This window comes from Bacillus proteolyticus (assembly GCF_001884065.1).
GTDB lineage: Bacteria > Bacillota > Bacilli > Bacillales > Bacillaceae_G > Bacillus_A > Bacillus_A proteolyticus.
The window spans coordinates 53,677-69,969 of the sequence record NZ_MACH01000055.1 but is presented as its reverse complement, the minus strand read 5'-3'; the positions used below and the strand labels follow the sequence as shown (position 1 = coordinate 69,969).

16 protein-coding genes, 2 other RNA genes and 1 riboswitch are annotated in these 16,293 nt (G+C 35.5%); of the genes, 3 read left to right on the top strand and 15 right to left on the bottom strand.

Features of this window, described 5'->3' with window-relative positions; genetic code table 11:
- Positions 1-312, bottom strand: coding sequence for a hypothetical protein (locus BAQ49_RS08425; protein ID WP_000169032.1), 312 nt, complete (start codon positions 310-312; stop codon positions 1-3).
- Between the two features lie 83 nt (positions 313-395).
- Here BAQ49_RS08425 and BAQ49_RS08420 point away from each other — a divergent pair, with 83 nt between their 5' ends.
- The gene (locus BAQ49_RS08420; RefSeq protein ID WP_071744953.1) at positions 396-845 is read left to right on the top strand and encodes a hypothetical protein; all 450 of its coding nucleotides are present in this window, start codon (positions 396-398) and stop codon (positions 843-845) included.
- 54 nt (positions 846-899) lie between these two features.
- On the opposite strand, the gene ssrS (BAQ49_RS08415) is transcribed toward BAQ49_RS08420, so the two are convergent.
- From ssrS (BAQ49_RS08415) to BAQ49_RS08395, 5 genes are all read right to left on the bottom strand, one after another.
- Positions 900-1,083: non-coding RNA, 6S RNA (gene ssrS / locus BAQ49_RS08415), on the bottom strand.
- Positions 1,084-1,104: 21 nt separating this feature from the next.
- Positions 1,105-1,287: non-coding RNA, 6S RNA (ssrS, locus tag BAQ49_RS08410), on the bottom strand.
- A gap of 116 nt (positions 1,288-1,403) precedes the next feature.
- Positions 1,404-2,237: a sulfurtransferase gene (locus BAQ49_RS08405; protein ID WP_071744952.1), complete on the bottom strand. Its 834-nt coding sequence runs from the start codon at positions 2,235-2,237 to the stop codon at positions 1,404-1,406.
- A gap of 2 nt (positions 2,238-2,239) precedes the next feature.
- On the bottom strand, positions 2,240-2,512 hold the full coding sequence (locus BAQ49_RS08400; protein WP_000451820.1) for a YpbS family protein: 273 nt from the start codon (positions 2,510-2,512) through the stop codon (positions 2,240-2,242).
- A gap of 21 nt (positions 2,513-2,533) precedes the next feature.
- Positions 2,534-3,001: a GNAT family N-acetyltransferase gene (locus BAQ49_RS08395; RefSeq protein WP_071744951.1), complete on the bottom strand. Its 468-nt coding sequence runs from the start codon at positions 2,999-3,001 to the stop codon at positions 2,534-2,536.
- Positions 3,002-3,071: 70 nt separating this feature from the next.
- On the opposite strand from BAQ49_RS08395, the gene BAQ49_RS08390 reads away from it, so the two are divergent.
- Entirely contained in the window at positions 3,072-3,326 is a 255-nt protein-coding gene (locus BAQ49_RS08390) for a DUF3931 domain-containing protein (protein WP_000369740.1), read from the top strand.
- A 3-nt stretch (positions 3,327-3,329) separates the two neighbouring features.
- On the opposite strand, the gene BAQ49_RS08385 is transcribed toward BAQ49_RS08390, so the two are convergent.
- On the bottom strand, positions 3,330-6,989 hold the full coding sequence (locus BAQ49_RS08385; protein WP_071744950.1) for a dynamin family protein: 3,660 nt from the start codon (positions 6,987-6,989) through the stop codon (positions 3,330-3,332).
- 194 nt (positions 6,990-7,183) lie between these two features.
- The gene (locus BAQ49_RS32155) at positions 7,184-7,441 is read right to left on the bottom strand and encodes a hypothetical protein (protein WP_071744949.1); all 258 of its coding nucleotides are present in this window, start codon (positions 7,439-7,441) and stop codon (positions 7,184-7,186) included.
- 100 nt (positions 7,442-7,541) lie between these two features.
- Here BAQ49_RS32155 and BAQ49_RS08375 point away from each other — a divergent pair, with 100 nt between their 5' ends.
- Complete coding sequence (locus BAQ49_RS08375; RefSeq protein WP_071744948.1) at positions 7,542-8,705, top strand: DUF418 domain-containing protein; 1,164 nt, start codon at positions 7,542-7,544, stop codon at positions 8,703-8,705.
- Between the two features lie 14 nt (positions 8,706-8,719).
- Here BAQ49_RS08375 and pbuX read toward each other — a convergent pair whose 3' ends face one another.
- The 7 genes from pbuX to BAQ49_RS08340 form a co-directional block, all read right to left on the bottom strand.
- The gene (gene pbuX / locus BAQ49_RS08370; protein WP_071744947.1) at positions 8,720-10,042 is read right to left on the bottom strand and encodes a xanthine permease PbuX; all 1,323 of its coding nucleotides are present in this window, start codon (positions 10,040-10,042) and stop codon (positions 8,720-8,722) included.
- A gap of 2 nt (positions 10,043-10,044) precedes the next feature.
- Positions 10,045-10,638 carry a xanthine phosphoribosyltransferase gene (locus BAQ49_RS08365; protein ID WP_071744946.1) on the bottom strand — a complete coding sequence of 198 codons (594 nt, stop codon included), beginning with the start codon at positions 10,636-10,638 and terminating at the stop codon, positions 10,045-10,047.
- 108 nt (positions 10,639-10,746) lie between these two features.
- Positions 10,747-10,848, bottom strand: a riboswitch (purine riboswitch).
- A 116-nt stretch (positions 10,849-10,964) separates the two neighbouring features.
- On the bottom strand, positions 10,965-11,711 hold the full coding sequence (locus BAQ49_RS08360; RefSeq protein ID WP_071744945.1) for a type I methionyl aminopeptidase: 747 nt from the start codon (positions 11,709-11,711) through the stop codon (positions 10,965-10,967).
- Between the two features lie 159 nt (positions 11,712-11,870).
- Positions 11,871-12,344: a GNAT family N-acetyltransferase gene (locus BAQ49_RS08355; protein WP_071744944.1), complete on the bottom strand. Its 474-nt coding sequence runs from the start codon at positions 12,342-12,344 to the stop codon at positions 11,871-11,873.
- Between the two features lie 48 nt (positions 12,345-12,392).
- On the bottom strand, positions 12,393-13,910 hold the full coding sequence (gene ypwA / locus BAQ49_RS08350; RefSeq protein ID WP_071744943.1) for a carboxypeptidase: 1,518 nt from the start codon (positions 13,908-13,910) through the stop codon (positions 12,393-12,395).
- 101 nt (positions 13,911-14,011) lie between these two features.
- Positions 14,012-15,949, bottom strand: a complete 1,938-nt coding sequence (locus tag BAQ49_RS08345) for an ATP-dependent DNA helicase (protein WP_071744942.1) — start codon at positions 15,947-15,949, stop codon at positions 14,012-14,014.
- Between the two features lie 138 nt (positions 15,950-16,087).
- The gene (locus tag BAQ49_RS08340; RefSeq protein ID WP_071744941.1) at positions 16,088-16,270 is read right to left on the bottom strand and encodes a DUF3921 family protein; all 183 of its coding nucleotides are present in this window, start codon (positions 16,268-16,270) and stop codon (positions 16,088-16,090) included.
- Between the last annotated feature and the right edge of the window lie 23 nt (positions 16,271-16,293).

The window sequence follows — 16,293 nt, the reverse complement described above, 5'->3', positions numbered from 1 at the left end:
TTAGCCCCCAAATCCTCCCTTTGAACCGCTTCCAATTCCACCTTTAAATTCCGCAGACGATTGATAAGATTTAAACGCCGATGAATTTTTAAAAGTGGATTTATTTTGATAGTAACTCCCACCATAGAAGTAATGCCCACGATAACCTGAACTACTATCATCACATTGCCATACCCCAAGTTCATCATCCCAATCCCAATCTGAACAACTATTATCATTCGGTTTTGGGGGAAGATCTTGTGCGCAGCCAAATAAAGTGCCAGTCATTAAAGACGTTACGACACCACCTACTAACCATTTCGTTTTTGTCACCTTCGCACTCCCCTTTTTAAATTCTATTCCTATTATATAAGATAGCATGATAAAGTAGAAGAAAAAGGAAGAAGAGGGATAAAATGCGCTTAGAATATCGACTTAACGATGAAACGAAAGGGTATCCTGCTTTATGGAACTACGCAAATATTTCTAATTCTGAAATCATCGCACGCATGACTTGTGAATATTTTATAAAAGATAAAAATACATATGTTGTTACTGCAACTTCAGTAGATTCAGACGGAACAGCAGTTATATATATTCAAAAAGAAGAGTTTGCAAATGACCCTTCAGACCCTATATACTCCCACATCGGTTTTGAAGTTAGAGAACTACGTGAAACGAGTTCATGCATAATAGATAGTAAAGATATATGGAACTATGAAGAAATTTTACCATCTCTTCATTCAGATATTATATATATTCAGCGCGACGGCATGCATATGGAGTTCACTTTAGATTCAAGAGAGATTGATGAAGACAGAAAGTGCTATATTTATTATGGAAACTTCACAGGTGAATCCAGATAAAGTAGATATATTTATACAACAAAAAAACCTTACGTATAAAACGTAAGGTTTTTATTTAGCCCCACATATGCCGTTCTCTCTAGATGTCCATAAACCTGCTCTCACAGGTGGATGCTCTCACAAATGTTTGTAACTTCCTTCTTAAAAAGACGGCATGTTAGCTACATTTAAATATTGAACTTCCATATTAAACTTATTGGTTTAAGACATGCATAAGCTACGTACACCGTAGGAATTTTATATAATGTTAGTTGAAATAAGACCCCCGCACGTGCCGCTCCTCGTAAATGTCCAAAAACCCGCTACTCGCAGGTGGATGCCCTCACAGTTACCGTACATCTTCCTCCACAAGGAAGGCTTGATGATGGTCGCTAAATATTGAGCTTCCGTATAACTAACATCGGTTTTAGACATAAATAAGTTACGTACACCGCAGGATGTATTATTTACTTGTCGTTATATTATCACATTGTTTCCAATGTGTAAAATACAAAGTTTTTCGAGCAATCTCTTGCTTGTGACCTTATTTTAATACAAATTATTTTTGCATGCAAGTGATTAATCTTCTTCTTTTGCAATTTGATTTTCTGAATAAGAAATCCAATCACTCCAGCTACCTGCATACAATTTAATATTTTGAAAACCAGCTAATTTTAATGCAACTATATTTGGGCACGCTGTAACACCAGAACCACAATATACGATTGTTTCCTTCTCTTTATCGAGATTTTGGAAACGTCCTTGCTGTTCCTCGTTGTTTTTAAAGCGTCCTGATTCTAAAATTCCATCTTTCCAAAAATAGTTTACTGCTGTTGGAATATGCCCTGCCTTCGAATCAACGAGTTCTTCAGCACCAGCATAACGTTTTGACTCTCTAGAATCAATTAACGTAATATCTGTACCTGCATGAATATTCTCTTTGACCGTGTCCATCGTTACAAGCATATGATCTTGTATATTTGCTTTGAATGCTTTTCGTTTAGCAACAGGAATTTCCGTTGTTATCGGTAGTCCATTCTCTTTCCAAGCTGGAAATCCGCCATCTAATATATATACTTTCTCATGTCCTACATAGTTTAATAACCACCAGAGACGAGAAGCATTTGCACCCGCTTCACTGTCATATGCAATTACTGTCGTATGTTCATCAATACCAGCTTGCGAAAGCTTGTCTGCAAACTCCTCAATATTTGGCAACGGATGGCGACCACCATGTTCTGTTACAGGACTTGATAGATCTAAATTTAAATCAAAATATAACGCATGAAGAATATGTTCTTCCTCATACTTTTCTCTACCCCAATTAGGATTCGCTAAATCAAAACGACAATCGATTATACGGACGTTCTCATCTTCTATATGCTCACGTAACCATTCGACTGTAACTATCATCTTTAACGACCTTCTTTCTCTTGCAAACGACTTACATACTCCATAACCATTTCTTCTGTAACATATTTACGCTGTAGTGTAACACCATTTTTTGCAAGATCATTAATTTGCTTTGTTACAACATTAATGACATCAACCGAAAATTCTTTCCCATTTGACGCAAGAGATACGGCTGCTTCAATAGCTGCTTCACGCTGCGCATCTAATTGTAAACATGCTTTTACACTTTCATTTTGTTTACGAGAATGTGCTGTAATTGCTTTATGTACTTCCATCTTCTCTTCCCCCTAAATAAGTTATACTTTCTTATTCAATTCCATTGCAAGCCGAATCATATCACGGCATACAATTCCATTTTCAATAATCTCTTCTTCATAATGCTTCGAAAAGTAATCAAAATCAATAGAAAAAATACGAAATCCACATTTTTGATATAACGCAAGTTGTGAAACGCTAGAATTACCTGTCCCAATTTCAATTTTGTGCATGTCATATCCTTTAGCTATTTCTATCGCATGCAGCAACATTTTCTTACCAATATCTTTCCCTTGCATATGTTCTACAACCGCAATATTCATAATTTCCATCGTCTTTGGTCTTGTTTCCAACAACACATATACACCAACCACTTTCCCCTCTACTTTAGCTACATATACCATTCCTCTCTGTATATATGTAGCAATTTGCCGCTCGCTTGGATCAGCAAGCAAGAGTAAAGACTTTAGCACATTATCTTTAGAAACACGCTCTAATACAACATCCATAAAAATCCCCCTTCTCCATTGTTCTAAACCCTCCTTGTCTACCATAAGTAATAGAAAGGAGGGATTCACCATGGACAACAATGAGAAAAAATGCAACGTCATCTCCATTGATGGAAAGAAAAAGAAAAGCGACACATATTCCTATCCAAAATTAGTAGTCGAAAACAAAACATATGAGTTTTCTTCATTCGTCTTATGCGGTGAAACACCAGACGGCAGACGCTTAGTTCTTACACATATGATTTCTACTGATGAATTCGCAGGGTTCGTAAAATCTTTAGATACTGTATTACAAAAGAAAATTGAACGAATCTTTTTTTCATAGCGACTATATAACATAAATTTCTTTTTCTATTTCTATTAACTGCTTTTGAAGCTCTTCTTTACTTTGCTCATATAGTGTTACATCAATTTTTTCAGCTAAAGCGAATAATATACTTTCATAATATTTCTCAACATCTTGCTGCATCACTTTTTGGAATAAATTCCATTTTGTATCCCACTCTTGCTTATAATGATGAACGAATAAATCTTCTTCATCAGCTACATAGTTTGATACGAAAGGTTCTAGCACTCCTTTAGCGTCTTCTTGCATAAAAGCTTTATCATTTTTTTCAAAAAAGCTTTTCTCGTTTTTAAAATGCGCTAGTGCCTTTTTGAAATCTTTTATTTCTATTGAAGGAAATGGCTCTTTATGTGTAATAACTTTATATTCATAATCTACTGTTCCGCCCAGAGAAATCGATTCATTTTCTCCTTTGCAGTTCACAACAATTTCATCCTTTGCACGCTTCATCGCTTCATCTATCCATCTTTCAAGACGTAATGATGTCGCACGCATTTCTTGTAATAAATCATGTTGAATAAATGAAACTAATTCCATTACACACTGTTGCAACTGCGTTTTTACATTCCCATCTGTTCGAAGTGATGCCGGGTTAATAAATTCAGTAAACACATCGTTATAGCGTAGGAATAATCGTTGTTGTACGTAATAAAGCAATTCTTTCACTTCATTTTGCATTGCTTGTTCTTCAGCGAGCACACTATATGACGAAATAATATGAAGTAGCTGATCACGCTCTGCTTCATATTTTTTTGTTTGCTTCACTTTCTCATCATTTCCCTGCTTTGCGCCATTTATCATATTTACAAGAAGTTGATTTGCTCCTTGCAATGCACCATATAAAGCATGCACAGATACAAGCATTAAATCCCTCATCATAAAGGACGTAAATGATTCTTCAAACTTAGCAATCCCAGAGTTTTGTAAAATGCCATACTTTTCTTTGTCAATACTTTCCCCTTGTTTTTCCTCAAGCGCACATAAACTTGAAATTGCAAATAAACGTGGATTTCTAATGCCATATTGCAAGAGCTGATCCGCAATATAACCTTTTACCATTTTAAGTTCTTCTTCAGACTCTGCTAAATCGGCCGCATTAATTAAGAAGAACATTTTATCAAGCGCAAACGTATCCTTTACACGACCGAGCTGAATTAAAAATTCACGATCTGCACGAGAGAAAACATGATTATAGTATGTTACGAATAAAATAGCATCCGCATTTTTAATATACTGGAATGCAACATCCGTATGGCGGGCGTTAATAGAATCAGCTCCTGGTGTATCTACAAGAGCTACTCCTTGCCTTGTTAAAGCACAATCATAATAAAGCTCCATATACTCAACAAAGCATGATTTTTCTTCATTAGCTACATAATCAGAGAACTCCTCTAACGTAACTTGTACTTGTTCCCCTAAATGCGCAGCAACTGCCTCATATCCTTTTTGTACCGCTCGTAAAAAGCTAAATGTTGTTTTTTGCTTCCCGCTCGGTGAAGGATATTTCATAATTTTATCAATTTGCGTTAATGCTTCATCTAACGTAGTAATCTCATAGTGAAACAGCTTATAAACAGCTTTCATATCTTCTAATAGTGCTTGCTTTGATTTAAACTGAACAATTACTGTTCCGTGTGGTTTTTCCTCTGTAACCGGCAAAATTTGATTAATCGTTGCTGTCGTTGGGTTTGGTGATACAGGAAGTACCTTTTCACCGAGCAATGCGTTAGCAAATGATGATTTCCCAGCACTAAAAGCTCCAAATAATGCTACTGTAAATTGCTTCGTTTCTACACGCTGTCTTTTTCCAACTACTTCTTGCTGTAAATGTTTCAGCGCTGGCAATGGATCTAATATTGTTTCAGCTTTCTTCACTTTTTCTAATATACGCTGAATATTTAAAGCTGCCGTCCCTTTCATTTCTTCTTCACTAGCCATTTCGTTATCATTTACGATTTCTTGCTCTTGTAGCGTAAACTTCTCACTAACAATTTGTTTTTCACTTTGTAATATTTCGTCTATTCGCAATCCATCTGGTATAGAAATATGTTCATTCCAAACATCTCCTAAATAGCTCTCATATTCCTCATACGCCTTAATATATTGTAATTTCGTTTCTTTTGCTGTTTGTAACATCGTGTATTTTTCAATCTCTTCTTCAATACGAGCAACTTCTATCTTCGCTTTTTTCTGCAATGTACCCGTACTTTTCCCAAAGATTTGCTGAGATTTCATAAAGTATCTTTTTTTCAACTCATTTGCAACATCAGCTGTATATAGAAGTAAGTAATCACCGGTAAAGCCAGCCCCTTGTTTAATTGTTTCAGCCAATAATTCTGGCCCGAAAGCAATCTCTAGAGCATATATGTCCTTCCCAATTTCCTCTGTAAATAATCCCTCTTCTTTTAAGAAGGTTACAATGAATTCTTTCACATGAAAATCAAGTTGCGTTTCAACAGTCTTTTGAAGGGCGGAATGAAAAGCATCTACACGTCTCTGTTTTTCTTGCTCCGTCTTTCCCTTCGCAAATAGCAAACCAACTTTAAATTTCGTTAATTTCGTTTCTAAATACTCATTTGCCAATTCTCTCATTTCAAATGGCATTAAATACGCGTTATCTAATATAGCTTGTAAACCTTTAATAAATTCATTTCTTACATCAGACTCTTTACTCGATGCTCGATTTTTATTTTCAATTAACTCTTCCTTCTTTTCAACAATCTCTGAAAGCGACAGCGGTGACACTAATTCTTCCTCATATTTTATAAGCTGCTTTTCATTTTCAGAAAGAATAAATGAGAAATGTTCTTGCAGTAAATATTCTGTTTCTCGCTCCATTCCCGCACTTACATACTGCTCTTTTTCTTTCATGATAGAAGAGATTAGTACTTCCAAACTTTGAATCTCATTGTATGGATGATTCATCATTCGCAGTGATGTATAAAAAATACCATCTACTTCAATATCCCAGTTAGCAAAAGATTGTTTTACACTTTCTCTATACTCTTCAAAAGATAGTTCATTTTCTTTATGTTTATCTATTTGGTTTACAACAAGATAAACCGTTTTATTACGTTGTTTCAATTCTTTAACAAATTGTAAGTTTACTTCTGATTGGACATGGTTATAATCCATCATGTAAAAAATAACATCTGCAAGATGCAGTGTTGATTCTGTTGCTAATTGGTGAGCATCATCTGTAGAATCAATTCCTGGCGTATCAACTAACATAACTTCGTCAGGAATTGGTGCATCATTTCGATAAATATGAACACCAATTACTTCATCACCGTCTTTACATATTTGTTTTAATTCTTCTGCTGAATATGCGCCGTCATATTCATACTGTTCTCCAGACTTAATCGTAACAACAACGCGATCAGAACCTTTTTCAATTTTAACGACATTAGCACTCGTTGGAATTGGACTTGTCGGTAGTAATTGCGCTTTATATAGATGATTCATCATTGTCGATTTCCCTGCCGAAAAATGACCACAAAAAGCTATCATAAGCTGTTCTTGTTTATATTTTTGAATCACTTCAAACAACTTCAAACTATTCTCTGCATCTCCATGTTTTTGCCACTCTTCATAAAAACAAACAAGTTTTTTCATACCGTTTGTCTGTACTATGTTTGTCATCCCCTTGTTCCCCTTTATCCAAGATGTATATACTGTATCCCGCTATTTGTGTGACAATAATCATTTAGGACTGAGCATCCCAATGATTACAGTTTCACTTTACTATCATACTAAATTTTCAGCATATTCTCATTAAAAATAAAAAAATCCCTTTCATTCTTTTTACAAATGAAAGGGATTTTATGTAATATTATTCATTTTGTTGTTCCTACTCCATTTAATACATACTTTGTAACACCAACATATATAGCAATCGTTCCTGCAACAAGTGCATACATCATATTAACACACCAACCTTTTTTGATAATGATTATCACTTTTGAATACATTTTATCATTAAAGAGAATCATTATCAACAAATTTCTAAAAAAGAAAGCTCCTTCGGGAAAAGGAGCTTTACTGCCTGTTTTAAAGAAGTTTAAAACTTGCTGTGCACTCTTATTATATCTCATAATTCACAACTTAACAGCTTTAAAAATTGGAAATCTCCCCTATCCCCTCCCTCTTACATTTTGTATAATAAAAGGGAATTACTTATCAAGGAGGAAAAAAATGACACAAAATCTCACACAAGGCGAGAGGATACACTCAATTGATATTATTAGAGGAATAGCTGTACTAGGTATTTTTCTTGTTAACTGGCCAGTTATCGCTGGTGTTGATTCTCGAGACATTTCAGGCGTTTATGAGGGGTTAGACAGCTATATTCGCTTGTTTTTTGACATGTTTATTCAAACGAAGTTTTATACTATTTTTTCATTTTTATTCGGATTAGGTTTTTACATCTTTATGAGTCGTGCTGAGGCGAAAACAGATCGTCCGAAAACTTTATTTGTGCGTCGTTTGCTCATTTTATTATTATTTGGTTTCTTGCATTACGTTCTTTTATGGGACGGAGACATTTTACATAGTTATGCAATCGCTGGATTTTTCTTATTTTTATTTTATAAAAGAGAACCTCGTACCATTTTAATATGGGCAATCGTTTTATTAAGTATTTTTCAGTTTTTCATGCTAATCGCTGGTATTATGATTTCATTCGTTCCAAAGGCAGAATTAGGATTTTCCTTACCTATCATGCCACTTGAAGACTGGATGTCACACATACAAAATCGTTTCCATGCATTTTATGCTGATGGAATTGGACTAAACGCATTCATGCTCCCAGAAACAGTTGGGCTATTTTTACTTGGTTTATACGCCGGCAAAAAGGATATTTTCCGCCGCACGAAAGAGTTAGATCCAAAGCTTAAAAAATGGCAAATTATTATGTTCATTTTAACATTGCCAATGTGGTTCTTCATGGTCCGTTATTTTTTATCAAAACCATCTTATGAACCAATTTATATGCAGGTCTTTACAATGTTTAGTGGAAAAACATTATTCATATTCTACATTTTCACGCTCATGCGTTTATTACAAAAAGAAAGATGGCAAAAATTATTACGTCCATTCCAGTACGTTGGACGAATGGCGTTAACGAATTACATCTCACATACAATTGTTACATTACTTGTATTCGGGCTATTGTTCAAAAATGATTATCTTGCTCCATTATGGGTAGGACCTCTATTTTGCATCGGTTTCTATACGTTACAAATTTTTATTAGCCGCTGGTGGCTTTCTCGCTATCAATATGGACCACTTGAATATATATGGCGCCTTGGTACGTACGGAAAGATAATGCCACTTAAAAAGAAAAGCAAGGTCTCATAATGAGACCTTGCTTTTTACGCTTCTCTTACTGCACTTTGCATCGAAACAGGCTCTTCTTTTACTTTCACTTTACGCTGCGGTACCATATTGAATACAATATTTAAAAGTACTGCTGATGCACTTCCTAGAACAATTCCGTTATCTGTTAAAATACGAATGCTTTCAGGCAGCTGCGAGAATAACGTTGGAACAACTGTAACACCAAGCCCGATTCCGACAGAACATGCAACAATTAATAAATTTTCTTGTTTTCCAAAATCAACACTGCTTAACATTTTAATACCATATGCCATAACCATGCCGAACATCGCTAGCATTGCACCGCCAAGTACTGATTTCGGAATAATTGTTGTAATAGCTGCGATTTTTGGAATGAACCCAAGAACAATTAACATACCACCGCAAGTATAAATAATAACGCGATTTCTTACTCCGGTTAATTGAACAAGTCCTACGTTTTGAGAGTAAGTTGTATATGGAAATGCGTTAAAAATTCCACCTAAAACCATTGCTAATCCTTCTGCACGATAACCTTTTGTTAATTCTTTTTCACCAATCTTTTTATTACAAATATCAGATAATGCAAAATATACACCTGTTGCTTCTACAATCCCTACACAAGCAACGAGAATCATTGTAATAATTGGTGTTAATTCAAATGTTGGTGTACCGAAGTAAAACGGCTGAATACCATGGAACCAATCTGCCTCTCCAACCGCTTGCAAGCTTACTTTCCCCATAAATGCCGCAACAATTGTACCGAACAACAGACCAAGTAATATAGAGATTGAACGGATAAATCCGTCAAAGAAACGATACATAATGATAATAAATAATAAAACTCCAAATGCTAAAGCTAAATTTTCAAGACTTCCGAAATCTTTGCTGCCTACTCCTCCAGCCATATCATTAATAGCTGCTGGAACAAGTGTAACCCCAATGACTGTAACGACAGATCCTGTTACAACAGGAGGAAATAGTTTTACAAGTTTCCCAAATAATTTCGCGAAAATAACAACAAATAATCCCGCAGCAATAATTGCCCCATATATGGAAGACACACCGTATTGTTTACCAATTGCAATCATCGGCCCAACAGCTGTAAAGGTACAACCAAGTACAACCGGAAGCCCAATACCGAAAAAGCGATTTGATAATGCTTGTAAAATTGTTGCTACGCCGCACATTAATAAGTCAATCGATACTAAATACGTTAATTCTTGTTGATTTAAACCAAGTCCTCCGCCGACAATAAGAGGAACAATAATTGCGCCAGCATACATGGCCAGCATGTGCTGCATACCAAGCGATGCGATTTTAAATGGGTGCTGCTTCATTGTTAATTCACCTCCGCGGTTTCTTGCTGTACAAATGTAACTGTGCCGTTATCAAGTGATGCAATTTCTGCTAGTGATTCAACACGAACACCCTGTTCACGCAGCTTCTTTCCTCCATCTTGAAATGCTTTTTCAATAACAATGCCAATTCCCGCAATACTTGCACCAGCTTGCTCTACTAAACTCATTAATCCTAAAGCAGCCTGGCCGTTTGCTAAAAAGTCATCAATGATTAACACACGATCATTTTCATCGATATGATTTCGAGATAATGAAATCTCGTTCGTTTCTTGTTTTGTAAATGAGTATACTTTCGCCACATACATATTATCTTGTAACGTTAACGATTTACGCTTTCTTGCAAAGATTACTTTTACACCAAGCTCTAATGCAGCCATAACTGCTGGTGCAATGCCTGAAGATTCAATCGTCACGATTTTTGTAATGTTATCTTTTTTAAAACGTTCAGCAAATTCTTTTCCAATTTCTTGCATAAGTACTGGATCAATTTGGTGATTTAAAAACGCATCTACCTTTAATACGTCACCAGATAAAACCTTTCCTTCGTTCAAAATCTTTTCTTGTAATACTTTCATGTTTGTTCCTCCTCTTATGCAATAAAAAAACTCCAAAAGCCGCCACCACTCGTTACAAGTGAGAGACGCGCTTTTGGAGTTTCGCAAAAAAAGAATGCTAAACAAGCAAATATATTCGTCCTCACTCATAGTCAAAGTATTTACGGTACTTCGGTAGAAACTTGCAGGCCATATCCCCGCGATTATATGAGTGTAGCTAACTATTTATTTTATAGAAGGATTATAACGCACTTTTTATATTTTGAAAAGCATTTATGTGAAAAACACGTACAAATTTTATAAAAACAGTATTTTCGTTCGATTTTTGCAAACTCTTACATTTCATATTAAAGCGTCGTTAAAATGATTGGTCCATCTTTTGTAATCGCAATTGTATGCTCATATTGAGCTGATAATTTACCGTCCATCGTTCTTGCAGTCCATCCGTTTAAATCAACTTTAGAATATCGCATACCTACATTTACAATTGGCTCAATCGTAATTACCATTCCTTCTTGCAGCTTAGGTCCTTGCCTTGGTTTACCAAAATGAAAAATTGCTGGTTCTTCATGAATCTCTTTACCAATTCCATGTCCCGTAAAATCTCTTGCGACAGAAAAACCTTCAGCATTTGCATAACTTTCAATGGCATGGCCAATATCTCCTACATGATTACCGATTACCGCCTGATCAATCCCTTTATACAAAGCACTCTCAGCTACTACCAATAACCTTTCTGCTTCATCAGAAACATTTCCAACTATATACGTCCAAGCAGAATCTGAAAGACCACCATTTAAGTTTACTACCATGTCAATTGTTACAATATCGCCCTCAGTTAAAGGAACATCGGCCGGAAACCCATGACACATTTCATCGTTTACAGATGCACATATCGCATATGGATACCCGTTGTAACCTTTCTGTTCAGATGTAGCACCATGATCTCTTAAATACATTTCAACAAACGTATCAATTTCTTTTGTAGTTATACCTGGTTTCATCATTTTCGCAATTTCTTTATGACATGAAGCAAGTAATTTCCCAGATTCATGCATCAAATCTATTTCGTTTTTCGTTTTAATTGTAATCATACTATCTCTACCTCTCCTTACTAAACTTGCTATTTACTACTAAACTTCAATCATACACATCCTCTTCCAAAATTTCAAAACCTCCAATTACAGCGAGCACAAAAACAAACATCATTTATTGCTACATCAAAATAAAAAACAGAAGCTCTCCTCTGTTTTTTAATCATTTTTACATATATAATTCATTTTCAAAAACTCAAAACAACTACCATTTGTTTTCTGTATAAACGTTCCAACCGCTTCAAACCCTGCTTTTTTATACACTTTAATTGCTCTTTCATTAAATGTCGCTACTGATAGTGTTATATAGTTACAACCATATTTTTCTTCACTAAAATCTAGTCCAGCTTTTACGAACTTTAAACCGAATCCATTTCCAGTTATATTAGGTCTCATTCCTAGTCCGATATCAACCGTTCGACTATTCATTCTGAAAAAGCTAAAAAAGCCAATAAGAGTACCATTTTCCTTCACAGCAAATGTGTCGTCCCCTCTACTCTCATCATGTAAAAATTCAGCTAAATCTTCTTGATCTGCCTCTATATCATAAAAAGAATACTCCCCTTCATAATGCCAGTTGTATGCAATTTCTTCCGCTTCCGTTTGCGACATTACTGTAAATATATAGCCCATTTCTCACACTCCCTCATAAAAAAGAGCTGCAATTAAGCAGCTCCTGTGTTATAACTCATAAATCTCTTTATATTTAGCTTCTAAATAATCAGCTAAGTAGTTTGCATTTAACCCTTCACCTGTTACATCTTCTAAAATTTCAAGCGGCTTTTTCGTTTTACCATATTGGTGAATATTTTCTGTTAACCATTCACGAATTGGTGTTACGTTTCCTTCTTCTAATAATGCATCAAAGTTCGGAATGTCTTTTATCATTCTTTCCTTAAATTGCGCTGCATACATATAACCAAGCGCATAAGATGGGAAGTATCCAAATGAACCACCAGCCCAGTGAACATCTTGCAATACACCTTGTGCATCGTTTTCTGGACGAATTCCTAAATATGCTTCCATCTTATCATTCCAAGCCGCTGGCAAATCCTTCACTTGTAATGTACCATCAAACAATTCTTTCTCAAGTTCATAACGAACCATGACGTGAAGCGGATATGTAAGCTCATCTGCTTCTATACGAATGAACGATGGCTTCGATTCGTTAATCGCATCATAAAACTCATCTACTGATATACCATTGAATTGACCATCGCTATACTCTTTTAATAAATCATAATTTTTCTTCCAGAATGATTTATTACGACCGATAAAGTTCTCAAAGAATAATGATTGTGACTCATGAATACCCATAGATGTTCCACTACATAGCGGTGTACCTTCAAATTTCTCTGCAATATTTTGCTCATATACAGCATGACCACATTCATGAATTGTTCCAAACACTGCCATACGGAAATCTCTTTCGTCATAGCGTGTCGTAATACGAACATCCCCTTTATTTAATGTAATCTCAAATGGATGTACCGTTTCATCAAGACGACCTGCTTCAAAGTCATAATTCAATTGCTTTAATAGCTCTAATGTAAAGTTTTTTTGTTTTTCTTTTGAAAAATGTTCTGATAAAGCACTTGTCTTTAATCTCTTTTGTGACTCCGATATTTCTTTTACGAGCGGAACGATACGCTCTCGTAGTTGACCAAATACGTGATCTAACACTTCTACTGTAATACCCGGCTCATACATATCTAATAATGTATTGTATTTATATGTTTCGTAACCCCAATATGTAATAAATTTCTTTTTAAATTCAACTATTTGTTCTAAATACGGACGGAACATTTCGAAATCAGATTTTTCGCGGGCTTCTTCCCACACACTCTCCGCTTTCGCTTCTAATTTCACATACGCTTCATATTCCGCTTGTGGAATTTTCTTATTTCTATCATATTCTTTACGACACTCTTCAACCATTTTCTTTGTCGTTTCAGAAAGTTTGTCTTCACGTATTAAAGCTTCAAGCTCTGTTAAATAGTTCCCCATCTCATCTGAAGTCGACATGGCAAACACTTCTGATGAAAGCATACCAATTACTTCTGAACGCTGGTCTACACCTTTTTTAGGCGCACCTGTTCTCAAGTCCCAAAACATTAAGCTTAATGCTTCTCCGTAATTCTGTATCTTCTTCACATATGTTAAAAATTGTTTTTCTACTTCATATGTAGCTACTGTCATCGTATAAAAACCTCCTTTTTCTACCTCAAACTTAATTCGACATGGAAATCTAAATTCCTTTTATAATAGAAAAAAAGCTTGGCAAGCGCCAAGCTTTCTCCTTATAATTCTTTACCTTCTACTGGTAGTACGTTTTTCACCGCTTCTACCACTTTCTCATCTTCTGTATCAGATAAGAAGATTGATATAGCACCTTTATCGTCGCTCGTACGAATTAAACGGCCAATCCCTTGACGAAGACGTAAAATCATATATGGTACATCTACATCCCAGAATGGATCATTTACATGTTTACGCTTCGCTTCAAACACAGGATCGTTTGGAGGGAATGGTAATGACCAAATAATAACATGTGATAATGATGAGCCAGGAATATCTAAACCTTCCCATAAATGAACGGCACAAAGTACAGTCTCTTCTTCATTTTGGAAACGAGAAACGAGCTGACTAATTTCTTGATCCCCTTCATATAGGAACGGAACTGACATTTGCTCTTTACTTACATATTCTTTAAACGCTGCAAGCTCTTGTGTTGTACGGAATAATACAAGTGTACGTCCATTTGTTTTCTGTATATTTTCAAGTGTATATTGACACTTTCTTTCCCATTCATTTTCTTTCGTATGCGATAATAAGTTTACTGCCATTTGCTCTTCATAATCAAACGGTGAGGCAACTGAGAATGATAAGTAATCTTTTACCCCTAGGCTGTTTGCAGTAAATGCGAACGAATCATTGTCCGATAATGTCGCAGAAGAGAAAATGTATGGAATTTTCTTCGAGAATACTTTTTCTTGTAACACTTCTTCAACTGCACGCGGCATAATAACTAACGTGAAGGCACCATCACCTTCTTCACCCCACGTAATTACATTTTTCTCATGCATGAAAAGACGAAGTGAATGTTCTAACACATCTAAATGTTCATCAACGATATTTAAATCATATGTGTTTACTGTATGCATTTCACTTTCAAATACTAGTGCATCACCGACTTCACCGATTTTCGCATAAAGTCTTTTCGCTTCTGCAGTTACTTTTTCTGTCACAGTAATTTCTAAACGATCAGAACCTTCAATTTCCTTTTTATTCTCTTGTAACACATCGAAGAATCGCTCTGTTTGCCAAATTGTTTCTTCTACTAAATGTGCAAACTCTTCACGAATATCATTTTGTAACAATCTCGTTAAAAGTTGCTCCATCATCGTTTGCTTTAAACGGTACGTTAAGGCTTTTTGAGCTGCATATTCTACAAGATGTCCTTCATCGAATACAACGCAGCTACTTTCAGGTAGTAATGGAATTTGTCCTTCACGTTTACGAGCATCGTACGTCCAAATATGATCCATATAGAAGTCTTGAGAACAAATGATTAAATCTGCCGCTTTACGATAATGTTCACGAGAAAGAGTTTGTCCACAGCGATGACGTGAATCGCAAGTGAAGCAATCTTGGAAGTAATCCCAGTTTACTTTTGACCATTCCTCATCATTTAAAAGTGGAAATTCTTTTCTGTCACCATAGTGAGTAAAGTTTTGCATCGTACCATGATCAAATACAAACTGTGGTAATTCATAATATACGTCTTCAATTACTTCCGGAGCTCGTCCACTCATAACATCTTCAAGTTTACGTAAACATAAATAGTTATCCATCGATTTCGCAAGTCTTACGTCAACAGATAGTCCTAATGCTTCAGATAACTTAGCAATGTCCCCTTCTTCTTTCACAAGCTGCTCAATTAACGTTTCATCTGCACAAGCGATAATAGCAGGTTTCCCTGTATAACGTGCATAACAAATTGCATATAGAAGATATACAATTGTTTTCCCTGTTCCTACTCCCGCTTCTGCGAACATAACTTTTTTCTCTTGGAAAGCGCGCTCTAACTGAAACGCCATAAAAATTTGTTCATCACGCTCTTCAAAGCCTTTTTCCGGAAGGATGTCGTAAAATACATCTCCAATCCACTCATTCAACTTATCATAAAAATTGTCTTGTTTTCCTACTTCAAATGGTAATCTCTTCTCAGTAAACATCCTTAGCCTCCAACCAAACAGTTTTTCTATAAAAAGATTTAGTAGCTGCTACTCATATGCGTGCAGCCACTTTCCCCTGTTGCAATACATAGAAATACACGAAAAAAAATTTCCCTTTCGAAAAAGGAAAATTTTCTTCTATATTAATGACTTTAAATACCGTTTATCAATCGCTGTTTCATGTGAAAGAGCTGATAAATATTCTTCCTGCGCTTTTTGTATTTCATCTACAATTACGCCTTGACTATCCACTTCTTTTCCGAGCACATCATACGTACGGTGAATAGCTTTTTGAATCATTGATAATTGAAAACTATCCATATCACTGCCTCCTTTACGCATTA